Origin of the sequence: Halorubrum sp. F4, assembly GCF_027257195.1 — an archaeon.
Classification (GTDB): domain Archaea; phylum Halobacteriota; class Halobacteria; order Halobacteriales; family Haloferacaceae; genus Halorubrum.
On record NZ_JAPDFS010000005.1, the window covers coordinates 1 to 20592 of the forward strand.

At 69.4% G+C, this 20592-nt stretch carries 23 protein-coding genes; 6 read left to right on the top strand and 17 right to left on the bottom strand.

Annotated elements, in window-relative coordinates; all coding sequences use genetic code 11:
* Nucleotides 1-156 precede the first annotated feature (156 nt).
* Nucleotides 157-825, bottom strand: a complete 669-nt coding sequence (gene npdG / locus OKW78_RS12675; RefSeq protein WP_281195526.1) for an NADPH-dependent F420 reductase — start codon at nt 823-825, stop codon at nt 157-159.
* 132 nt (nt 826-957) lie between these two features.
* Here npdG and OKW78_RS12680 point away from each other — a divergent pair, with 132 nt between their 5' ends.
* Complete coding sequence (locus OKW78_RS12680; protein WP_281195527.1) at nt 958-1263, top strand: MazG-like family protein; 306 nt, start codon at nt 958-960, stop codon at nt 1261-1263.
* A 37-nt stretch (nt 1264-1300) separates the two neighbouring features.
* Here the strand turns inward: OKW78_RS12680 and OKW78_RS12685 are convergent, their stop codons facing one another.
* The 10 genes from OKW78_RS12685 to OKW78_RS12730 form a co-directional block, all read right to left on the bottom strand.
* Nucleotides 1301-2353: a carbohydrate kinase family protein gene (locus OKW78_RS12685; RefSeq protein WP_281195528.1), complete on the bottom strand. Its 1053-nt coding sequence runs from the start codon at nt 2351-2353 to the stop codon at nt 1301-1303.
* Complete coding sequence (locus OKW78_RS12690; RefSeq protein WP_281195529.1) at nt 2350-3306, bottom strand: ribose 1,5-bisphosphate isomerase; 957 nt, start codon at nt 3304-3306, stop codon at nt 2350-2352. Before OKW78_RS12690 ends, OKW78_RS12685 begins: the two co-directional genes overlap by 4 nt.
* Nucleotides 3307-3404: 98 nt before the next feature.
* Nucleotides 3405-4049 carry a class II aldolase/adducin family protein gene (locus OKW78_RS12695; protein ID WP_281195530.1) on the bottom strand — a complete coding sequence of 215 codons (645 nt, stop codon included), beginning with the start codon at nt 4047-4049 and terminating at the stop codon, nt 3405-3407.
* Nucleotides 4046-4765 (bottom strand): HAD family hydrolase, encoded by a 720-nt coding sequence (locus tag OKW78_RS12700; RefSeq protein WP_281195531.1) that lies wholly within the window; start codon nt 4763-4765, stop codon nt 4046-4048. The genes OKW78_RS12695 and OKW78_RS12700 overlap by 4 nt, the downstream gene beginning before the upstream one ends.
* Nucleotides 4766-4824: 59 nt before the next feature.
* The gene (locus OKW78_RS12705; RefSeq protein ID WP_281195532.1) at nt 4825-5274 is read right to left on the bottom strand and encodes a GNAT family N-acetyltransferase; all 450 of its coding nucleotides are present in this window, start codon (nt 5272-5274) and stop codon (nt 4825-4827) included.
* Between the two features lie 302 nt (nt 5275-5576).
* Nucleotides 5577-6449: a CheF family chemotaxis protein gene (locus OKW78_RS12710; RefSeq protein ID WP_281195533.1), complete on the bottom strand. Its 873-nt coding sequence runs from the start codon at nt 6447-6449 to the stop codon at nt 5577-5579.
* The gene (locus OKW78_RS12715) at nt 6450-7658 is read right to left on the bottom strand and encodes a HEAT repeat domain-containing protein (protein ID WP_281195534.1); all 1209 of its coding nucleotides are present in this window, start codon (nt 7656-7658) and stop codon (nt 6450-6452) included.
* Nucleotides 7658-8461 (bottom strand): protein-glutamate O-methyltransferase CheR, encoded by an 804-nt coding sequence (locus tag OKW78_RS12720; protein WP_281195535.1) that lies wholly within the window; start codon nt 8459-8461, stop codon nt 7658-7660. Before OKW78_RS12720 ends, OKW78_RS12715 begins: the two co-directional genes overlap by 1 nt.
* Nucleotides 8458-10605, bottom strand: coding sequence for a chemotaxis protein CheA (locus OKW78_RS12725; RefSeq protein ID WP_281195536.1), 2148 nt, complete (start codon nt 10603-10605; stop codon nt 8458-8460). The genes OKW78_RS12720 and OKW78_RS12725 overlap by 4 nt, the downstream gene beginning before the upstream one ends.
* Complete coding sequence (locus OKW78_RS12730) at nt 10605-11693, bottom strand: chemotaxis response regulator protein-glutamate methylesterase (protein ID WP_281195537.1); 1089 nt, start codon at nt 11691-11693, stop codon at nt 10605-10607. The genes OKW78_RS12725 and OKW78_RS12730 overlap by 1 nt, the downstream gene beginning before the upstream one ends.
* 102 nt (nt 11694-11795) lie before the next feature.
* Here OKW78_RS12730 and OKW78_RS12735 point away from each other — a divergent pair, with 102 nt between their 5' ends.
* The 4 genes from OKW78_RS12735 (at nt 11796) to OKW78_RS12750 (ending at nt 14100) form a co-directional block, all read left to right on the top strand.
* Nucleotides 11796-12278 carry a chemotaxis protein CheW gene (locus OKW78_RS12735; RefSeq protein ID WP_281195538.1) on the top strand — a complete coding sequence of 161 codons (483 nt, stop codon included), beginning with the start codon at nt 11796-11798 and terminating at the stop codon, nt 12276-12278.
* Nucleotides 12279-12366: 88 nt separating this feature from the next.
* Nucleotides 12367-13062, top strand: a complete 696-nt coding sequence (locus OKW78_RS12740; protein WP_122104089.1) for an ATPase domain-containing protein — start codon at nt 12367-12369, stop codon at nt 13060-13062.
* A complete protein-coding gene (locus OKW78_RS12745; protein WP_281195539.1) occupies nt 13062-13448 on the top strand; it encodes a hypothetical protein in 387 nt (128 codons plus the stop codon). Before OKW78_RS12740 ends, OKW78_RS12745 begins: the two co-directional genes overlap by 1 nt.
* Before the next feature lie 43 nt (nt 13449-13491).
* Nucleotides 13492-14100 (top strand): hypothetical protein, encoded by a 609-nt coding sequence (locus OKW78_RS12750; RefSeq protein ID WP_281195540.1) that lies wholly within the window; start codon nt 13492-13494, stop codon nt 14098-14100.
* 10 nt (nt 14101-14110) lie between these two features.
* On the opposite strand, the gene OKW78_RS12755 is transcribed toward OKW78_RS12750, so the two are convergent.
* Nucleotides 14111-14728 carry a hypothetical protein gene (locus OKW78_RS12755; RefSeq protein WP_281195541.1) on the bottom strand — a complete coding sequence of 206 codons (618 nt, stop codon included), beginning with the start codon at nt 14726-14728 and terminating at the stop codon, nt 14111-14113.
* Between the two features lie 115 nt (nt 14729-14843).
* On the opposite strand from OKW78_RS12755, the gene glmM reads away from it, so the two are divergent.
* Nucleotides 14844-16205, top strand: coding sequence for a phosphoglucosamine mutase (gene glmM, locus OKW78_RS12760; RefSeq protein WP_281195542.1), 1362 nt, complete (start codon nt 14844-14846; stop codon nt 16203-16205).
* Between the two features lie 331 nt (nt 16206-16536).
* On the opposite strand, the gene OKW78_RS12765 is transcribed toward glmM, so the two are convergent.
* The 5 genes from OKW78_RS12765 to OKW78_RS12785 form a co-directional block, all read right to left on the bottom strand.
* On the bottom strand, nt 16537-17217 hold the full coding sequence (locus OKW78_RS12765) for an Sjogren's syndrome/scleroderma autoantigen 1 family protein (protein WP_281195543.1): 681 nt from the start codon (nt 17215-17217) through the stop codon (nt 16537-16539).
* A gap of 69 nt (nt 17218-17286) precedes the next feature.
* Nucleotides 17287-18864 (bottom strand): methyl-accepting chemotaxis protein, encoded by a 1578-nt coding sequence (locus OKW78_RS12770; protein WP_281195544.1) that lies wholly within the window; start codon nt 18862-18864, stop codon nt 17287-17289.
* Nucleotide 18865: 1 nt separating this feature from the next.
* Nucleotides 18866-19231 (bottom strand): hypothetical protein, encoded by a 366-nt coding sequence (locus OKW78_RS12775; protein ID WP_281195545.1) that lies wholly within the window; start codon nt 19229-19231, stop codon nt 18866-18868.
* Nucleotides 19232-19437: 206 nt separating this feature from the next.
* Nucleotides 19438-19863 carry a Fe-S cluster assembly sulfur transfer protein SufU gene (gene sufU / locus OKW78_RS12780; RefSeq protein WP_281195546.1) on the bottom strand — a complete coding sequence of 142 codons (426 nt, stop codon included), beginning with the start codon at nt 19861-19863 and terminating at the stop codon, nt 19438-19440.
* 93 nt (nt 19864-19956) lie between these two features.
* A complete protein-coding gene (locus tag OKW78_RS12785; RefSeq protein WP_281195547.1) occupies nt 19957-20502 on the bottom strand; it encodes a response regulator in 546 nt (181 codons plus the stop codon).
* Between the last annotated feature and the right edge of the window lie 90 nt (nt 20503-20592).

A 20592-nucleotide genomic window follows, 5' to 3' on the forward strand; every position in this document is an offset into this window, starting at 1 on the left:
ACGAGGCTGGGGAGGCGTGAGGTGCGGTGCGGAGCGCCTCGCTGTCGGGGGGCGAAGGCGACGTATCCGCGCTTACGTTCTCCGCGTCGCACAGCCGAGCGATTGAGCAGTAGAAGAGCCGCGCGCGCCAGCAACCTCACACTCCCGACAACCGACCTACCGGAACCGGATCCCGAGGTCGTGAAGCCCCCGGTTGTTGCTCGCGACGTTGATCAGGAGCGGCGTGAGGCCCTCGATCTCGGGGGCGTTCGCGAGTCCGCCGGCGTCGAGCGCGCGGAGCCCTTCGATCCCCTCGGCGACGTCCGTCACGATCCCCTTCGCGTCCTCGTCGTCGCCGATCACGAGCGTGTCGATCCCGAGGTCCGCGTCGAGGTTCGCGAGGCGAGCGGCCGCGAGGTTGTGGAACGCACCGACGACCGCGACCCCTTCGGGTGCCGCGTCCGCCACGATCCGGGTGACCGACCCCGCGCCGGGCTTGTGGTAGTGGAAACCGTCGTCGTCGCGTTTCATCCCGGTCGCCGGCGAGACCAGGACGTCACCCTCATCGAGCGCGTCCGCGACCGCCTCCACCGTGTCGCCGACGTGGTACGGCGGGACCGCGAGCACGACCACGTCGGCCCGCTCCGCGGCCGCGACGTTCTCGTGGCCCGTCACCTCGCGGTCGAGCCCGCGGCTGTCGAGCTCCGTGGTGTACTCTCCGGCCTTCGTCTCGGCCTTCTCGGCGTCGCGCGATCCGATCAGGACCTCGTGGGACGTGTCGGCGGCGAGGCGGAGCGCGAGCCCCTCCCCGATGTCGCCGGTGCCGCCGAGTATCGCGATGTCCATGGGATCCGTCGGCGCGTTACGACCTTAGGGGTTGCGTGACCGGCCGTCCTCGCCACCGAGCGAGATCGCCCACGCGACCGCCGACCGGCGACGTTCGGTGCGCCTATACGCCGCCCGCCCCATCCGGTCGCCATGGACGAGCAGGACCGCGTTTCGGCGTTCGTCGACGAACACGGGCTGGAGGCCGACCTCGCGTACCGCGTGCTCGACCTCGAGAGCGAGGTCGGCGAGGTCGCGAAGGAGGTGACGACTTCGACCGGCTACGGGTCAGATCCCGGATCCGCAACGATCGCGACAGACGAGATCGGCGACTGTCTGTTCGCGCTACTCGCGGTCGCCGAGGCCGCAGACGTCGACGCCGGCGACGCGCTCGACGTGGCACTCGAGAAGTACGAGGCGCGGATCGACGAGACCGGCGGGGCCGGCTCGGGGGAGTAGGACGACCGGGAACGCGCTCCGCGTTCGCACCCTCCGCTCACGCCCGTATCTCGATCAGCAGGTCCGCCTCCGGCGACTCGCCCATGATCGACCGAACCCGCTCCCACGAGAGGTCCGCACGGGCGGTGACGGTCCCGGCCGCGATCGCGCCACAGGCGTTGGCGACGAGAAGCGGGACCTGGTACTCGCGCGGGTCGTGGCCGAACCCGCCGTCCGCCATCTCGGGCTCCCTGAGCGCCGCGCCGAGGAACCCCGCCGCGAACGCGTCGCCCGCGCCGGCCGTGTCGACCGCGTCGACGTCGAACCCGGGATGCGAGACGTCGCCGTTCGGGGTGTGAACCGTCGCGCCGTCGCCGCCGTGTTTGATCGCCACGACGCGGTCGTCGGGCGTGCGTGGGTCGATGTCGGTCGCGTCGGCCAGCGCGTCCGCCTCGCGGTCGTTCACGAAGATCAGGTCCGACGCGTGAAGCGCCGCGTCGTATCCGCGATCGGTCACCCGCCGGCCGGGATCGAAGCTCCGCGTCGGCCCGAGTTCCGCGGCGGTCGTCGCCAGCGCGGCCGCGGTCTCGGGCTGTTGACCCGTCAGGTGGAGGTGATCGGCGGCGGCGAGCGTCTCGCGGTCGAGGTCGCCCGCCGAGAACGCCTCGTTCGCGCCGTCGTTGGCGAGCATCAACAGCTCGCCGTCGCCGTCGACGATCACGTACGTGACCGAGGTGGACTCGTCGGCGGCGACGAGCACGTGGCCGGGGTCGACGCCGGCGCTCGCGAGCTCGCGGAGGGCGAGCGCGCCGGACTCGTCGCCGCCGACGCTCCCGAAGACGACCGACTGCCCCCCGAGGCCGACGACGCCGACCGCGACGTTGGCGGCGCTGCCGCCGCCGGACTGTTCGAGCCGCTCGATCCGCGTTTCCCCGTCGCGCTCGGGCAGCTCGTCGACGTGGATCGTCACGTCCCAGTTGATGTGACCCGCGGATATCACCGCCGGCGGGCCGGTCCCGTCCTCGGGCTCGAGATCCGGATCGGCCGTGGGTTCGACCGGATCGTCTCCGATCCGACCCGCCTTCCGTGACCCGTCGTGCTCGCCGCTCATGGCTCGGCCCACGGCTCCGCGGCCCCCTCGCCGAACAGCTCGCGCATCAGCGTCACGATGCTCTCGGGCGGGAACTGCCCGTGTTCGGTCACGATCGCGTCCATGTACCGCGGCGGCGTCACGTCGAACGCGGGGTTCTCGACCGCGATATCGCCGATCCCCGCACGGGTCTCCGGATCGATCACCTCCGCCTCGTCGCGCATCTCTATCTCCACGGTGTGGCCCGTCAGCGTCTCCGGATGGAGCTTGATCGTCTGTGCGGCGGTCATGATCGGGACGCCGCGCTCGCGGGCGTTGACGGCGAGTCCCGAGGTGCCGATCTTGTTGATGACGCCGCCGTCGGCGGCGATCGAGTCGGCCCCGACGAGGACGTGGTCCGCCTCGTTCAGGTAGCGCCGCGCCGCGGAGTCGACGATGACCGTGACGGGAACGCCCATCTCCCGGAGCTGTTCGGCGGTGATGTGCCCTTGGTTCCGCGGACGGGTCTCCTTGACTATCGCCTCGATCCGCTTGCCCCCTTCGACGGCCGCCTCGATGCACGCGAGCGCGTCCGTCGAGTGACAGTGGGTCATCACCGTGTCGCCGTCGGCGAGGCGGTTCGCGCCCACGCGCCCGAGGTCCTCCTGGGCGCGGTCGAGCTGCGCGACGAACTCGGCGACCGCGTCGGTCACGCTCTCTCGAAGGGCGTCCACGCCGTGTCCCTCCATCCGCCGGAGGACGTATCGAAGCGCGTTCGGCAGCGAGACGGCCGTCGGGCGCGTCTCGCGAAGCCGTCTGGCGGCCGCACGCATCGACGCGCGGAACGCCGCGGGCGAGTCGGCCTCGGCCTCGCGCGCCTGCGTGCCGAGCGCCTCCGCGGCACCGGCCGCGATCGTCGCCGCGCCGCGGATCTCCATCGACGCGATCGCCTCCGCGGTCTCCTCGACGTCGGGGGCGAGTCGGTGGTCGGTCATGTCGATACCGTTTCCCGCGGGACGGATATAAACCCCGCTCGGCCGTCCGGCGGTCGACTCGCTCCTCCGCCTCGATATCACTCACCCAGCCCTCCGACTCAACCGTCTTCCGGCTGCTGGCCGTAGCTCTCGAAGCGCTCCTCGACGGTCGCGAGCTGCTCGTCCGTGAGGAGGTTCGGCTCCCCGATCGACGAGGAGCGAACGTAGAGCCGGCAGAGGTCCTCGACGTGGTGCGTGTTCTCGATCGCCGTTTCCAGGTCGGGACCGGTCACCACGAGCCCGTGGTTCGCGAGGATCGCGGCGTCCGATTCGGCATCCGCCATCGCGGCGACGACGTTGGCGGCGAGCTCCTCGGTCCCGTACGGCGCGTAGTCGGCGATCGGCACCTCCCGACCCACCGCGACGATCATGTAGTGGACCGGCGGGAGCGACAGCCCGAGCGTCGCCATCGTCGTCGCCCACGGCGAATGGGTGTGGACGATCGCGCCGGGTCGCGCGTGATCGTAGATCCCCGTGTGCATCGGTACCTCGCTCGAGGGGGCCATCCGGCCCGCCCGGCGCTCGCCGTCGAGACCGACGACCGGCACGTCCGCCGCGTCGAAGGCGTCGTATGCGACGCCGGTGGGCGTGACGGCGAAGGCGTCGCCGTCGCGAACGCTCAGGTTTCCGGTCCGCCCGGGCGTCAGCTCCGCGAGCGCCGGCGCGTACTCCACGACCGCCTCGCGCTCGGGACGGAGGGTCACGCGAGCACCTCCGGCAGCGCCGCCAGGTCGTCGATCCGGTGGTCGGGTCGCCGCGGCCCGGTCAGCTCGCCGCTTCCCTCCGCATCCTCTCCCGTCCCGCCCGTGAAGAGGACCGTCTCCATGCCGACGGCGTTTCCTCCCTCCACGTCGGCGACGACGTTGTCCCCGACCATGACGGCCTCGCTCGGCCGAGCGTCGAGCGCGGAGAGCGCCGCCGTGAACGGGAGCGCGCTCGGCTTCTCGCGACCGACCTCCTCGGAAGTCACGAGGTGATCGACGCGGTCGTCGATCCCGAGACCGGACAGCTTTCGCAGCTGGACTCGCGTCGTGAGGTTCGTCACGACGGCGACCGCGAGTCCGGCCTCACGGAGCGCGTCGAGCGTCCCCCGGACCCCGTCGAAGAGCTCCATCTCCGCCACGTATCCGTCCCAGTACGCCTCGCCGATCGCGAACGCGTCCGCGGCGTCGTGGACGTCGTCGTGAAGCCGGAGCGCCCGCTTGAAGTAGACGAAACGCTCGTGGGAGGCGGCCGTCCCGCGGAGTTCGCGCTTCGCGTCCGCGCGTGCCCTCGCGTACAGTTCGTCGAACCGTTCGCGATCGAGGTCGTACCCGCGATCGCGAAACGCCGAGAGCGCCGCCCGCTTGCCCGCCTCGTTACAGGGGTCGTACGGGTAGAGGGTGTTGTCGAGGTCGAAACAGACCGCTTCGTACTCCATGTCCGACCCTCGCGGGGCGGCGACTTAAGCGTGGTTCGGGGGGACTGTCGGTGTCGGGACTACTCTCCGGCGTCGAGGTCGTATTTGAACGAGTAGCAGTACTTCTCGTAGCCGACGTCCTCGTAGAAGCGGTGGGCGTCCTCCCGCCACAGTCCCGACTCGAGCTCGACCGTCTCACAGTCGCGGTCGCCCGCCCACTCGTGAATAAAGGAGAGCAGGGCTGAGCCGTGCCCCTCGGACCGCCGTGACTCGGTCGTCACCAGGTCGTGGACGAAGGCGTGTTTTCCCAAGTAGAAGTTCGTGTCGACGGTGACGCCGGCGACGGCGACGAGTTCCGATCCGTCGTACCGGCCGAAGAGGCGATACCCCTCCTCACGCATTCGTTCGTGGACCACCTCCATCTCGGCTCGATCGAGGTGATCCCGTAGTTCGCGGAGTATCGGATACGCCGCGTCGAGCTCCGCGTCGGTCGTGAGCTCGCGGACGTCGCTCGCGTCGGAGTCGTCCATGTCGAACGGAACGCGTCTCGCCCGCAGCAAGTAAGTATCGGCCCGGCGGCAGACGGTACCGGCCCGCCGGCAGCAGCAGGCGGATTCGAGATCGACGCCGGAGCGTCCCCGGACGTTTATCACTGAAAACACGGCCAGTCGGCCCGTGCGTTGATCACGGACCCGGATCGGGCGAGGCGGGCGTCCGGCGACCCGACCGGGGCGCGTTCCAGCCGGCTGTTCGCCACCACGTCTCCCGTATACCGGCGGGACGGGCGGATGTCGTCGACGTCTCCGACCGTACCGACGCTGACGCCTCGGCCTCACTGCTCGTTCATCGCCTCGCTGGCGACGTTGCGCCCGCGTGAGTTGAGCGCCACCTCGCGGCGAACCCGCACCTCCTCGACGACCTCCAGTTCGATCAGTCGTTCGAACGTCTCCTCGACCTCGTCGACGTCGCTGCCCAGAAATGCGGGGATCTCGAACGGCGAGACCCCTGAGTACAGCGCCATCAACACCTCCCGATCGCGACTGGAGAGGTCGACGTTCGTCGAGCTACGTTCCTCGCCCTTCCGGAGCCACGACTCGACGAACCGCATCCGCCGTGGCGTCCCGGCGAGATGCGTCTCGATGCTCGTGTCTCCGTCGTCGGTGTGTGACACCTCGATCACGGGTTTCTTCGCCCCGTCGACGGTCCGTCTCGCGGCGTCGAGCCCGCTGATGTCGTCGAGGTCGAACTCCACGAACGCGCCGCCTTCGAGCGCGGCACCGAGGCCGTTCTCGTCGATCTTCACGCGGGCCTGCTCCCAGCCGGTGTCCTGGACGACGCCGCCCTCGACGGCCGGGTGTTTCGCCAGCAGCGTCCGCTGGTCGAGTAGCGCGCGATACACGTCGCGTTCGAACGACTCGTGGTCGGCGGCGGCGACGAGCAACACCTGCTCGCCGAGGTCGAAGCTCACGTAGTTCGAGACCCGAGCGATCGACTGGTTGGCGTCGTGACGGCCGCCCAACCCCTCGAGTCTCGAGAGTGGAACCGTCCGTTTCCCGTCGTTGCCCGCGAGGATCAGCCGCCGGTTCGACAACAGTACCCGGCCGGGCGTCCAGGAGACGTCGTTGATAGCTCTCCCCTCGCGGACGGCAACCGCGAACCGTGCCTGGGTGTCCGTGACTTTGTACTCGCCGTCACCAGTCGCCATCTAGACACCACCTGCCCGGAGCTTCGAGACCGCCGAGAACACCCGCTTACGGACCGCGGAGCTCTCGTCGTCGGTCAGACCTTCCAGGCGATTCAGCGTCTCCTGTCCGCCCACCTGGCCGAGCACGAACACCGCCTTCGCACGGACGTCGTCCGGATGCTCGGTGCCGAGTCGATCGAGCAGTCGGTCCTCGACGACCGGCCCGCCGAGGTTCGTGAGGCTCGTCGCCGCGAACTGGGCGGTCTGTGGGTCGTCGTCGCCGAGCGCGTCCGCAAGCGCCTCGACGGCCGGCTCGGAATCGGCGTCGGCGACGCGCCCCAGGATCCACGCCGCGTTCCGACGTTGCCGGCTCTGTGTGCCCTCGGTGAGGATCTCGACGAGGGGCTCGACGACCGTCGCATCGTCGGCGGCCTTCAGCTCGGAGACCACGCGGTCCCGGACCGCGTGGCTGTGTTCGGTCGGCACGTTCGAGAGCAGCTCGATGACCGAATACACCGCCGCGTTCCTGACGATCGCGCTCTCGTCACCGAGCGCGCGCGCGAGCGGCTCCACCGGCTTCGGGTTGCTCGCGTTTCCGAGCGCCCCCGCGGCGATGCGGCGAAGCGACTCGTCCGGATCCTCGAGCAGGTCGATGAGCGGATCGAGCGCGCGGTCGGTCCCGACGGCTCCGAGCGCGTTCGCTGCCGCCCGGCGGACGCGTGGGTCGTCGTCGAGGCGCTCGATCAGCCCGGGGACCGCCCGCGAGTCGGCGAACGTTCCGCACGCGTGACACGCCCGGAGCCGCACGCGCGGATCCGGATCCGAGAGAGCTCCGACGACCGCTGGCAGTGCGCTCGGCTCGTCGAGACGAGCGAGGGCGTTCGCCGCCGCGATGCGGAGTTCGGCGCGTTCCGCCTCGAGCGCGCGGGCGAACTTCCGGGCGGTGACCCACTCGGCTTCCGATCCGCTGCCGCCGGTGAGTTCCGCCAGTAGCTGTTCGAGCGCCTCCTGGCCGACCTCGTCGAGGGCGTCGACCGCGGCTCCGCGCACTCCCGGGTCCTCGTCGGTCGTCGCCGCGCGCAGGAGGCCGTCGATCGTCGCCTGGTCGTCCTCGTCGGCGAGTTCGCCGAGGAACTCCACCGCACGCTTCCGGACCGCGGTGCTGTCGCTCGCCAGCGCGTCCCTGAGCCGGTCGACGTTCCCCTCGCGAGCGTGCTGGTACAGCGACATCAGCGCCTCCGGAACACCCGTCGGCGTTTGTCGATCGGTTCGTACCCGTCGCCACGGTCCGGCGGGACGCTCTCGGTCATCCCGACGACGAGGACGCCGCCCGCCGCGAGCGACGCCTCGAGGGTGTCGAAGAGCGATCCCTTGTGGTCCGCGTCGATGTAGATGAGGAGGTTCCGACACAACACCGCATCGAAGGGGCCCCGCGACCCGTCGCTGATCAGGTCGTGGGTGTCGAACGTCACGAGCCGGCGTGGCGCCTCGCGAACGCGGAACGCGTCGCCCTCGCGGTCGACGTAGCGGTTCGGATCCGAGAGCGGCTCGAGCTCCTCGGCGATGTCCGTCGTTCGCGTGGTGTGGTACATACCCTCCCTTGCGTGAGCGAGCGCCTCCTCGCTGATGTCCGAGCCGAGCACCTCCACGCGGGACTCGTCGATCGCGTCGTCGTCGCACGCGAGCATCGCGAGCGAGTACGCCTCCCGGCCGTCGGCACACGGTGCCGACCAGACCCGGACTCGTCGCTTCTCTTCGGTGAGCTCGCGTAACACGTCCCGCATTACCTCCCACATCTCGGGGTTGCGGAAGAACTCCGTCACGTTGATCGTGAGCGCGTCCATGAGCGCCTCGCGCTCGTCAGCCTCCTCGCGGAGCAGCCGTCGGTACTCGCGGTGCGACTCGGTCCCGCGCCGACGCATCCGGGCGTTGATCCGTCGGTCGAGGTACGACTCGTTGTAGTATCCGGGCTCGAACGGTACCGAGTCGTCGATCTGTCGGAGCACGCCCTCGAAGGCCGTCTCGCCGGTCATAGGCTCACCACGTCGAGGACGGCCACGACGTCGCCGTCGCCGAGCACGGCCGTCCCGCTGAGTCCGGGCGTCCCGGACAGCGGGCCGTCGAGCGGCTTCACGACCACCTCCTCCTGGTCCAACACGCCGTCACAGTGGAGCGCCGTCTTTCGGGTCTCCTCGCGGATCCGGACGAGCATTCCCTCGTCGGCGGCCGTCGCAGCACCGCCCGCGTCCGAGCCGCCGTCGTTCTCGGCGGATCCGCCGTCGGTCGCCGCGGTGGCTCCCGGACCGACCGCCGCGGTTTCGGGTTCGGCGGCGGCGAGCCGGTCCGCGAGCCGGATGACCGGGTAGAGGTCGCCCTCGTGACGGACCACTTCGTCGCCGTGGACCGTCTCCACGTCGTCCGCGCGGGACACCTCCCCGATCGACTTGATCGGGATCCCGTACTCCGTGCCGCCCACGTCGACGAACATCACCTTCACGATGGCGACGGTGACCGGGAGCCGAAAGCGCACCGTCGTCCCCTCTCCGGGCTCGCTGTCGACCGAGACGGAACCGTCGAGGTCGCGGGCCGTCGTCCGAACCACGTCCATCCCGACGCCCCGTCCGGAGACGTCGGTGACCTCCTCGGCGGTCGAAAAGCCGGGATGAAAGACCAGGTCGTAGGCCTCGCTATCGGTCATCGCCTCCACGGTCTCGCGGTCCTCGACTCCCTCCTCGACCGCCTTGTCGCGGAGCCGGTCGGCCTCGAGGCCGGCACCGTCGTCGGCGACCTCGATGACGACGTGGTCGCGCTCGCGCTCCGCCGTGAGCTCGATTCGCCCCGCGGAGTCCTTGCCGGCGGCCTCGCGCTCCTCGGGCGGTTCGATCCCGTGGTCGACCGCGTTCCGCAACACGTGGACGAGCGGGTCGCGCATCTCCGTGAGGATCGTCCGGTCGAGTTCGACGTCGTCGCCCTCGATCTCGAAGGAGACGCGTTTGTCGAGGTCGCGAGCGACGTCCCGGACCAGCCGCGGGAACGAGTCGGACACCTGTGAGAACGGAATGAGACGCATGTCCATGGCGGTGTCCTGGAGACTGGACGCGAGCTTGTCGAGTTCGTCGAGCGTGTCGGGCTCGGTTCCGGTTCCCTCCAGTTCCCGTCGGAGCTTGATCCGGCTCGTCACGAGCTGTTCGACCAACCCGTACAGCTCGTCGACCTGATCGACGTCGACCCGGATCGACTTGATCTCCTCGCGATCGGTCGATCCGGAAGGCGAACCGTCGACGTCGTCCGCGGCTGAACCGATCGCGTCGTCGCCCGCGGATCGACCGGGTTCCGCGGCGTCGGCCTCCTCGCTCGCGGCTTCCGCGGCGTCGACGCGGTCGTCGGCGTTCACGGGCGCGGTTCGTACCGCCGCTACCTGTGTAAGCGCCTCGAGGCCCTCGGTGACGACCGCCGGGTCGGCGTCGGCGACGAAGGCGTCGAAGCTCCCGTCGTACTCGCCGTTTTCCAGCGCTTCCGCGTCCGGGCGGGTGAGGTAGTCTTCGAACTCCTCCTCGAGCGCCCGGAGGACGAGCGTCGCGTCGACGCCCGGCATCGCCGTCTCGCCCAGAGTCACCTCGGCGTAAACCGCGTCCGTGAACCCAGTCATCGCTGCCGGCGGTTCCGGAACGTCGATCCCGACGTCGTCGTCAGCGGTATCGTCGGGCTCGTCGGTCTCCGTGTCTGCGCCTTCGGCGGCGTCAGCATCGGCAGCTTCGTCGGCGTCCTCGTCGGCATTCTCATCGGTGTCGGGAGGGACGGTTCCGTGCTCCTCGACCGCCCGAAGCCGTGATTCGAGGTCCGACGGGTCCGTCGACACCTCCCCGGTCTGCTCGATCTCCGCGACCATCGCCTCGACGGCGTCGACTCCCTCGAAGAGCAGGTCCATCAGTTCGGGCGTGATCTCCCGGTCTCCGCCACGGACCGCGTCGAGCAGGTCCTCGAGGGCGTGGCCGAACGAGGAGACGTCCTCGTACCCCATCGCGGCGGCGTTCCCCTTCAGGGTGTGTGCGACCCGGAACACGTCGTCCATCGCCGCGTCGTCCTCGGGGTCCGCCTCGAGCGCCAGCAGCGCGTTGTTGAGGTCGGTGATCCCGTCTTCCGCCTCCGCGACGAAGGCCGCACGGTGGGAGTCCATCAGGGCTCACCCCCGAGGATCGCGCCGGCGACGTCGTCGAGGTCGTGGACCGTCTCGACGGCCCCGGTTCCGATCGCACGTTTCGGCATCCCGTAGACGACGCAGGTGTCCTCGCTCTGGGCCACCGTCCGCGCCCCGGCGTCGGCCATCGCTCGGATCCCGGTCGAGCCGTCGTCCCCCATTCCCGTCAGGATCACGCCGACGAGCGGATCCGAGACCGTCGCCGCGGCCGAGCCCATCGTCACGTCGACGGCGGGCGTCACCGACGGTGCGTCGCCGTCCACGGCGTCCTCGTCAACGAGTTTTACGCGCAGCCGACCGGCGCGGTAGCTGCCGACCTCCATGTGTCTGCCGCCCGGGGCGACGAGCACCTCGCCGGCTCCGATCCGGTCCCCGTCGGTCGCCTCCCGTACGTCGTACGCGGAGGCCGAATCGAGCCGCTCGGCGAACCGCGACGTGAACGCCTCGGGCATGTGCTGAACGACGAGCACTCGGCAGTCGGCCATCGGGAGCGCGGAGAGCACTCGCTCGACCGCCTTCGGACCGCCGGTCGACGCGCCGATGACGGCGGTCAGGGGTTGCTTGAGGTCGACCTCCGATGGCGAGTCCGTCCCCGACTCGCCCCGTGGCTCTCGGTCGCGCGTCGCGGCCTCGAGGTCCGCGTCGGCGACCGACCGGACCGCCTCGACGAGCCGGTCGGCCTCCCGCGAGACGCCGGTTGACACCTCGCCGCCGGGCTTCGCGAAGAAGTCGACCGCGCCGCGTTCGAGCGCCTCGAAGGTAACTTCGGCGCCCTCCGCGGTGTGTGCAGACAGCATCAACACGGGCGTCGGCGTCTCCGCCATCAGTCGTTCGACGGCCTCGAGTCCCCCCATTCCGGGCATCTCGACGTCCATCGTCACCACGTCCGGTCGCCTCTCGGCGACCACCGACAGCGCCTCCTCGCCGTCGCCGGCCTCGCCGACCACGACCACCCCCGCGTCGGTCAGGAGGTCGCCGATCAGCCCGCGCATGAACGGCGAGTCGTCGACGACGACCACCCGCGGGGCGTCGCTCCGGCCGCCACGTCGATCCGTCGTCCTACTCATGTCCGAAACCGCTCCCAGAACGAGCATAAACCCACGGCCCCAGGAATCACCGGTGATAATTCAGGGGACATCGTTATTGGTCGCCTCGGTACGAGTGGAGGTATGCCAGCCACGGAGGCGAACGCGGAGCACACGAAGGTACTGGAGTTCGGTCTCGGCGACGGCACGTACTGTCTGGACATCGGGGTCATCGACGAGATCGTCGACGCCGGGGAACTCACGCGGATCCCCAACTCCCCGGACCACGTCGAGGGCGTGATGGACCTTCGAGGGCGAACGACCACTATCGTCGATCCGAAGACGCTCTTTTCGATCGAGGAGACGGGCCCTCGCGAGCGGATAGTCGTGTTCGACGACGATCGGGTCTCGGAGGGCGGGACCGTCGGCTGGATAGTCGACGAGGTGTTCCAGGTCAGAGACGTCACGCCCGACGACGTCGACGAGGGGACCACCGCCGACGACGAGGGCGTCCACGGGATCGTCAAATCCGACGACCGGTTCGTCGTCTGGGTCGCCCCGGACGTCGACGCCGCGATCGACGTCGCGATAGAGGAGCCGACCGATGGGGAGCCCACGGAGACGTAGTCGATCTCGTGGATCCGACATCCGCTCGGGTTCTCACGGTTGAAAAACGGGTGCCAACGCTTATCGGGTCGCCGGGAATGGTCCACGTATGCGAGTCTCCAGCGGAGTCCCCGGGTTCGACGAGCTCGTCGACGGGGGGTTCCCGTCCGATCGGCTGTACGTGGTGAGCGGCCCTCCCGGCAGCGGCAAGACGACGTTCTGCTCGCAGTTCGCGGCCCAGGGTGCCCGGAACGGGGACGACGTGCTGTACGTCAGCATGCACGAGACGAAAGAGGGGATCCGTCGCGACATGGGCGGGTACGACTTCGGGTTCGACCGCGCGCTCGACACCGACCGGGTGACCTTCCTCGACTCCTTCTCGGCGGACGGCCGGCGGTTCTTCGGGCTCCCGGGCGAGCGGCGGGACCGCTCGGGCGTCACGAACCGGCTCACGGGGTTCGTCAACTCGCGTGACATCGACCGGGTCGTCTTCGACTCGACGATGCTGTTGCGGTTCCTGCTCGACGACGACGAGGACACCATGATCCAGCTGCTCTCCTCGCTGAAACGCACGGACGCGACGACGATGCTCATCTCCGAGATGACCGACCCCGACGCCTACTCCGAGGAACACTACCTCGCACACGGCGTCGTCTTCCTCCACAACTACCTGGAGGACGAGGGGATGCGCCGCGGGATACAGGTGTTGAAGATGCGAGGCACGGACGTGAACACCGACATCCAGGACGTCGAGTTCACCGACGGGGGCATCCGCGTCGGGTCGGCGGCGACGGTGACTCGGTGATGTACGACCGGACCTTCGGGACGGACTGGGAGGAGGCGGATCTGACCCGCGAGGCGGCCATCGACCGGGCGTTCGCGCTCGGAGTGGCCGCCGGCTGTGGGAGCGCCCGTCCCGAGGAGCTCGACCGGATCCTCGAGGCGTTTCCCGGCGCGTACGAACGGAGCATGATCGAACTCGCCTACGACGAGGGGCGAACGAAGGCGCTCGAGGCCCCGAGAGAGGAGCCCGAAGCCGTCTGGGAGGAGCTGGTCGACGGCGTCGGAACGCCACGGACCCCGCCGTTGCCGGCGGCGTTTCCCGGAGCTCTCAGCGAACTGACGGTCACTCGGTCGCCGCGAACCGGGCCACCGTCATCGCTTGACCTGCCGAGGTTCCTTCGAAAGTGATCCCTCGGAAGGGTTTTATCCGGGTCGCCCCGATGTGTGAGGTATGAGTCCGCTCCCCGACGCTGTCGTTTCCGCCGACAGCGTCCTCGTCAGCGGACCACCGATGAGCGGGAAGTACGAGCTCTTCAATCGACTGCTCGCGGCGTGGTCGAACGCTTCCATCATCATCTCGACCGGTCGGACCGCCGAGAAGGTCCGATCCGATCACGACCGGCTCGTCGGGGACGGCGGCGACGAGCTCGTCGTCATCGACTGTGTCACCCATCAACAGGGGGACAAACGCGCCGACACCCCGACGACGAAGTACGTGAACGGCCCCGGCGATCTCACGGAGATCGGGATCAAGTTCACCGACGTGGTCGAGTCGTCGGCCGGACGCGATCGGGCGGTCGGCGTCTACTCGCTGTCGGAGCTTCTGATGTACTGGGACCCCGACCGGATCTATCAGTTCACCCGCGTCATGGCCTCACAGTCGTCGGGACAGGGGTGGCCGTTCGTGGGCGTCGTCGGCTCGACCGCCCACGACGAGCAGGTCATTCACACGCTGTACGAGCCGTTCGATCTGGTCGTCGAGACCCGTGTCGAGGGCGATGAACGACAGTTTCGAGTCCTCGACCGCATGGATCAGCCCTCCGGCTGGGAGCCGTTTTGACGACGTCACCTCAGCCGACCAGATCGAACTCGACCCCGACCGGCGGAGCCTCGAGGATCCCCCAGTAGACGAACCGGTGGGATCCCGCCCCGAGCGGGGGACAAACGGAGAGATCGCGGTCCGACACGGCCGACGCGATCGCCGACTCCTCGAGGTCGACCGACCAACTGTAGGTGTCGCCCGCTTCGAGCGTGTCGTCCTCGCGGGGGAGACCGACGGCCTCGCCGGTCGTCGAGCCACGCACGTCGAGCCACCCGTCGCCGGTCTCGCGCTGTATCGAGTAGGCGTACTCGCCCCGGGTATCGACGGATCCGTCGCCGGTGTTCCGGAGCACGAGCCGGAGCGATTGGCCGTACGTCTCGGCGGTCCCCTCGGCGGACAGCTCCAGGCTCGTCCCCGCCCCGTCCCCGTCGTCCGTCCGTACCGTCCGCGACTCGACGGGGCCCTCGAACGGCGCCTCGAGCCGGACGAACTCCTCGTCGGGACACGACAGCGTCTCCGGGGTCCCCTCGGGACCCTGCGGCCCGTCTCCGGCGGCGACGTCGAGACAGCCGGCCGTCGCGGTCACCCCGGCGGCGACGGCGGCCGTGCCGGCTCGACACAGCAGCTCCCGCCGTGATCGCTTCATGCGTACGATACGGTCGCGACGGGTTTCAACCCCGCGAGTGGCGTCGACGCTCCCGCGAGCCGCTCCGGGCGCTCGCGTTCGGAACCGCTTTCCCGTCGGCCGGCCCATGACCGGTATGGAGCTGTTCGGATCCAGCGGCATTCGCGGGGTCGCACTCCGGTATCTCACGCCGGAGCTCGTCCTCGACATCGCGAAGGCGGCCGGGTCGACCTGGGACGCCGACCGGGTCGCCGTCGCCCGCGACACCCGCACCACCGGCGAGCTGTTCGCCAACGCCGCCGCCAGCGGACTCGCCGCCGTCGGTCGTGACGTCGACCGGCTCGGCGTCGTCCCCACGCCCGCGATCGGTAACTACTGTGAGTCCACGGGCGTCCCCTGCGTGCTCGTCACCGCCTCGCACAACCCGCCCGAGTTCAACGGGATCAAGCTCGTCGGCGACGACGGCGTCGAACTCTCGGTCGACGTGTTGGAGCGGGTCGAACGGCGCGTGCTCGACGACGAGTACGACCACGCCGACTGGCGGACCGCCGGCAGCGAGACCACCGTCGAGGGCGTCGTCGACGACTACGCCGACCAGCTGATCGCCGCCGTCGACCGCGAGGCCATCGCCGACGCGGGACTCACCGTCGCGGTCGACCCCGGCCACGGGGCCGCGTCGGCCAGCTCGCCGCGGATCTACCGCGAGCTCGGCTGTGAGGTGCTGACGGTGAACGCCACGCCGGACGGCCACTTCCCCGGCAGGGAGTCCGAGCCCGTCCCGAAGAACCTGACGGCGCTCTCGCGGCTCGTCGCGACCTCCGACGCCGACGTGGGGATCGCCCACGACGGCGACGCCGACCGGGCGGTCTTCGTCGACGAGACCGGCGCGGTCGTCGACGGCGACACCTCCTTCGCGGCGCTGGCCGACGACGCCCTGGAGCCGGGCGACGCCGTCGTCAGCGCGGTCAACGTCTCCCAGCGGCTCGTCGACGTCTGTGACGACAACGACGCCGACCTCGAGTTGACGCCGATCGGCGCGACCAACATCATCACGCGGACTCGAGAGCTGAACGAGGAGGGAGTTCGCGTCCCGATCGCCGGCGAGGGCAACGGCGGGGTGTTCTTTCCTCCGTACCGGCTCTCGCGTGACGGGGCGTACATCGGCGCACGCTTCCTCGAACTGCTCGCCGACGCCGACGGCCCCGCCAGCGAGGCGGTCGCTCCCTACACCGACTACCACTTCGTGCGCGTCAACGTCGAGTACGAGGACGGCGAGGAGCGCGAGGACATGCTGTCGGCCGCGCGGGCGTTCGTCGAGACGTCCGAGGCGACGCCGAACACGACCGACGGCTACCGGCTCGATTACGGCGACGCGTGGGTGCTCGTCCGCCCCTCCGGGACCGAGCCGAAGATCCGGATCTACGCCGAATCCGCCGACGCCGACCGCGCCGAGCGGCTGGCCGAGGAGATGCGGACCGCCGTCGAGAGCGGACGATAGGGCCGGTCTCTGGAAGTCGTGATTTTGGAAGTCGTGACCAGAGAGGCGTTCGTGATCCGAGATACAGTTGTGATCCGAGTGTCAGTGGCGCGTGCCCGCGAGCGCCCGTCTAGGTGTGAGCGGACCGCGCGAGGGACGCGACGAGTGATGCGAGGTGCGAGCAACGCGAGCACCTCGAGAAGTGAGCGGCGAAGCCGCGAGCAGGAAGTCGCGAGGCTGGGGTTTCGGAGACGTTCCCCGTAGTCACGTTTTCCGTGGTGTACAGTCGAGAGACTGGATATTTGGGGACGTTCGCCGCGCCAGAACGAGGGACGACCGATACTGAACCGTGTCAGTCCAGCGCCGAGAGCGCCTCCGCCGCCTCCCGCGCGGCCCGCAGGTGCTCGCGGGCGCGTCGCGGGTCCTCGGTTTCCTCCGCCGCACGTGCGAACCGCGTCAGCGTCCGCGTCAGGGATTCGCGGGCCGGACCCACGCCGCCGGAGGCGTCCACCTCGGTACCGGAACCGATCGACTCGGCATCGACGCTCCCGGTCGACCCTTCCGCGCGCTGGGGTGTACCGGCCGTCCGCCCCGCGTTTCGGGGTGTACTGGCCGCGTCGCCGACGGAGTCGCGGGAGCGGTCTCCCGCGGGATCCGGTCCGGTTTCGTCGCCCGCGGCGACGCCGTTGGCCGCGGAGGTCTCGGGGAACGTCCCCTCGGAGACCCCCGATTCCGTCACGGTCGCCCCCGTGCTCCCGTCGCGTTCGTCGTCCCCGTCGTCCCCGTCGGCGGGAGTCCCCCCCTCCTCGGGCACCTCGTATCCGTCCTCCGTCGCGTGACACGTCGGGCAGAACTCCCGACCGTCGTGTCGGAATATCGGGTCGCCGCACGCGTCGCAGTGGCGGTTCGTCATCGTCGCGCCCTGGAGGAGGAGCTCGGACATTCGCTGGGTGTGTTCGCGCTTCTCCTCGTCCTCCGCGAACTTCTCGCGGAGCTTCTCGCGTTCGGCCTCCTTGTCGAACTCGTCGCTCATGCGTGGTCGAACGTGGTTCGCGAGGAAAAGTCCAGTGGGCTCGGCTCGGTCGACGAAGGGATCCGATCGCTACGTGAACTCGCTCCCGCCGTCGGGGGCGGTCGTCGCCGGCGTCCCGGGCCGCGCCGTGCTCGAACGGGACTCATCCGCCGGGACGTGGTCGATCGAGAACTCGGAGAGCCGTTCGCGGAGTTCCGACGCTCGTTCCGCGAGCGTCGACGCGCTCCGGGAGACCTCCGTCAGCGACGACGTCTGTTGTTCGGCCGCTGCCGACACGTTGTCGGACTCGTCGTTGACCTGTCGCGCCGCCTCCGCGATCTCGTCGATCATGCTCGCCACCTCCTCGGTGGAGGCCGCCTGGTCGTCGGTCGCGTCGCTTATCTCCTGGACGCCCCGGTTGGCCTCCTCGACGTTCTCGGCGATGTCGTCGAGCGCCGAGAGCGCCTCGCCGATGGTGTCGGCTCCGGTCGTGATCCGCTGATCCACGCTCCGGATGCCGGAGAGGGCGTCGTTCGAAGTCGACTGGACGGTCTCGATCCGGTCCTCGATGTCGTCGGTCGCCTCCGCCGTCTCGGCTGCGAGCTCCTTGATCTCGTTGGCGACGACCGCGAACCCCTCTCCGGCCTTCCCCGCCCGGGCGGCCTCGATGGAGGCGTTCAACGCCAGCATGTTCGTCTGCTCGGCGATGTCCGTGATCAGCTCGGTGATCTCGCCGATCTCCTCGATCTCCACCGCCAGCGACTCCACGTCGGTTATCGTCTCGCCCGACTCGTCCTCGATGGCGGTCATCTCCTCCATCGCATCGCCGGCGGCGCGCCGCCCGGTTCGTCCGAGCTCCGCCGTCTCCTCGGATCGGACCGCGATCTCCTCGGCCGACGACGCGACCTCCTCGACGGTCCCTGAGAGGCTCTGCATCTCCGCTGAGGTCTCACGGAGGCGGTCGGACTGCGACTCGGCGTCCGCCGCGATCGCCTGGATCGACTCGCTGACCTGCTCGCTCGCGCTTCGACTCTCGTCGGTTCCCACGGTGACCTGTTCGCTGGCGGCGGCCACCTCGTCGGCGAACTCCCGCAACCGCGCGAACGTCCCCTCGAAGTCGTCCATCATGTCGTTGAACGCCTCGGCGATCTCCGCCATCGCGGCCGACCGGCCGTCGGGGTCCATCCGCTGGGTCAGATCGCCCTCTGCGGCCCGTCCCATCGCGGTCCCGAACCTGTGCGCCTTCCCCTGGAGGTGGTCGTTCAGTTCCTCGGCGGCCGCCCGCTCCTCTTCCGCCTCCGCTCGTGCTTGCTCGGCCTCGGAGCGGACCTGCTCGACCTCACGGCGACGACGCTCCGTCTCCGCCTGCGAGCGCTTGAGGTCCTGAACGACCGCCATCGTTCCGATCGCTCCGATCGAGAAGACGCCGACGACGATCGCCTGTAACGAGGTGCTGAGCGAGTCCATCAGCGCGCCCTCGATCCCGAGCCACTCGACGGTGACGAGCCCCATCCAGAGCGCGCCGGTGGCCGAGACGCCGACGAAGACGGCCCAGAACGTTCGTTCCAAGTCCGTGTCCCGGTAGTTCGCGATCCCGATGCCCGCGGCGGCGAGGAACCCGAGGGTCGCGATCGCGTCGACGACGGGGATCAGTCCGGCGAGCACCATCTCAGGCCTCCCCCGCGTCCGGGTTCGTCGTCGGGGCGTCGCCCGCGGCGTCAACCGCGCCGCCCGCGATACCTTCGGCGTCGTCCCCGTCGGCGGCGATCGTCCGCCGCCGGTACAGGTACGCGGCGGCCGCGAACGAGAGGCCGGCACCGAGGTTACCGACGTAGTGTTCCGTGAGATTCAACAGCTCGGGGAGCACGAGGTTCTCGACGTTCGTCGCGAACGCCGCGACGGCGAGGAACGCGTACGGGACGAGGAACACTGTCGGCGTCTCGCGTCGATACAGAACGACCGGAACGACGCCGATGGCCGCGATCACGAGCACGACGAACGTCTGAGCGCCGATCGCTCCGAATACGGTTGCCATGAGTATCCACCTGCTTCGAGCGACGCCCGTTCTCCATCATATACCTTCGTAGCCGAGTATCAAGACGGGGAATCGGAGATGGAACGCTGACGATCGGAGGACGAACGGTCCCCGGCGATCGGCTCGGTCGTCGCCACGGCGAGAACGACGTCGGTCGCTGGGAGAAGTATCGGTCGTTGGAACGGGTACTCGCGTCGACCCGTCCGTCACTCCTCGGTGCGGGTCCGGTCGGCGTCGGGGTCGAGCTCGCCGCGGTGGATCTTCGCGCCGTCCTGGGCGACCTGTCGGCCGAGAACTGCGCACTTGATCCGCATCGGGGAGATGTCGACGCCGAGCATCTCGGTGACGTCGTCGGTGTCGAACGCGTCGAGTTCCTCGACGGTCATCCCGCGGAGCCGCTCGGAGAGCATGCTCGCGGAGGCCATCGAGATGGCACAGCCGTCGCCGGTGAACGCGACCGCCTCGATCGTCTCGCCGTCGTCGTCGAGGGAGACGTCGACCTTGATCGTGTCGCCACAGGAGGGGTTCTCCCCGACGTGTGTGAAGTCCGGGTCCTCGAGTTCCCCGTAGTTGCGCGGGTTCTTGTAGTGGTCGAGGATCTGCTGTCGGTACATGTCCGAGCCCGTTCCCATACTGTATCCGGGTAGGCCTGTCGCGTTCAAAAGCGTTCCGTCGAGGCCGTCACGACGAGATGTCCCGGGCACGCTCGAAGCGGGACGGACGGTTCACTCCTCGGAGCGGAGCGGGGTGGACGACGCGTTCGGGCTCCCCGAGGGAAACGGGTCCGCCGCCGGCTCGGATACGGGGCCCGCCACGTCTCCGACCCTGCCGAGGGCGTTCCGGACCGCGGTAAGGAGGCGATCGTACTGGCCCCGTTCGGACCGTTTGTGGACGTATCCGGCGGCGTCGGCCTCGAACGCCCGCGCCTCGACGACGGGGTCGTGACAGGTGGTGTGGAACAGAAACGGAGTCCGGGAACCGCGCTTGCGAGCGCGTTCGAGCAGTTCGATCCCGGTGCCGTCCGGGAGTCGCTGTTCGGTCACGACGCAGTCGACGTCGTCGATGACCGCCGCCGCCGTCGAGACGCGGTCGACCGACCGAACCGTGATCCCCTCCGCGAACCGTTCGAGGAACGCCGAAAAGACCTCCGTGGACCGCGTGTCCGGCTCCACGTGGAGCACTTCCGCTTCCACCGGCGGCGTGTCCTCGGATCGTGTTCGCGTCGTTCGTGGGGCAGTTCCTGTCGCGTTCGCGTGTGGTTCGCCGGTCATGATGTGAGTCCGGTCCGGTGCGCCGCCTCTCGGATCGAGTACTACTGGCGTAGTATTCGATCGTTCCGGACTGACACCTTCGCTCGAATC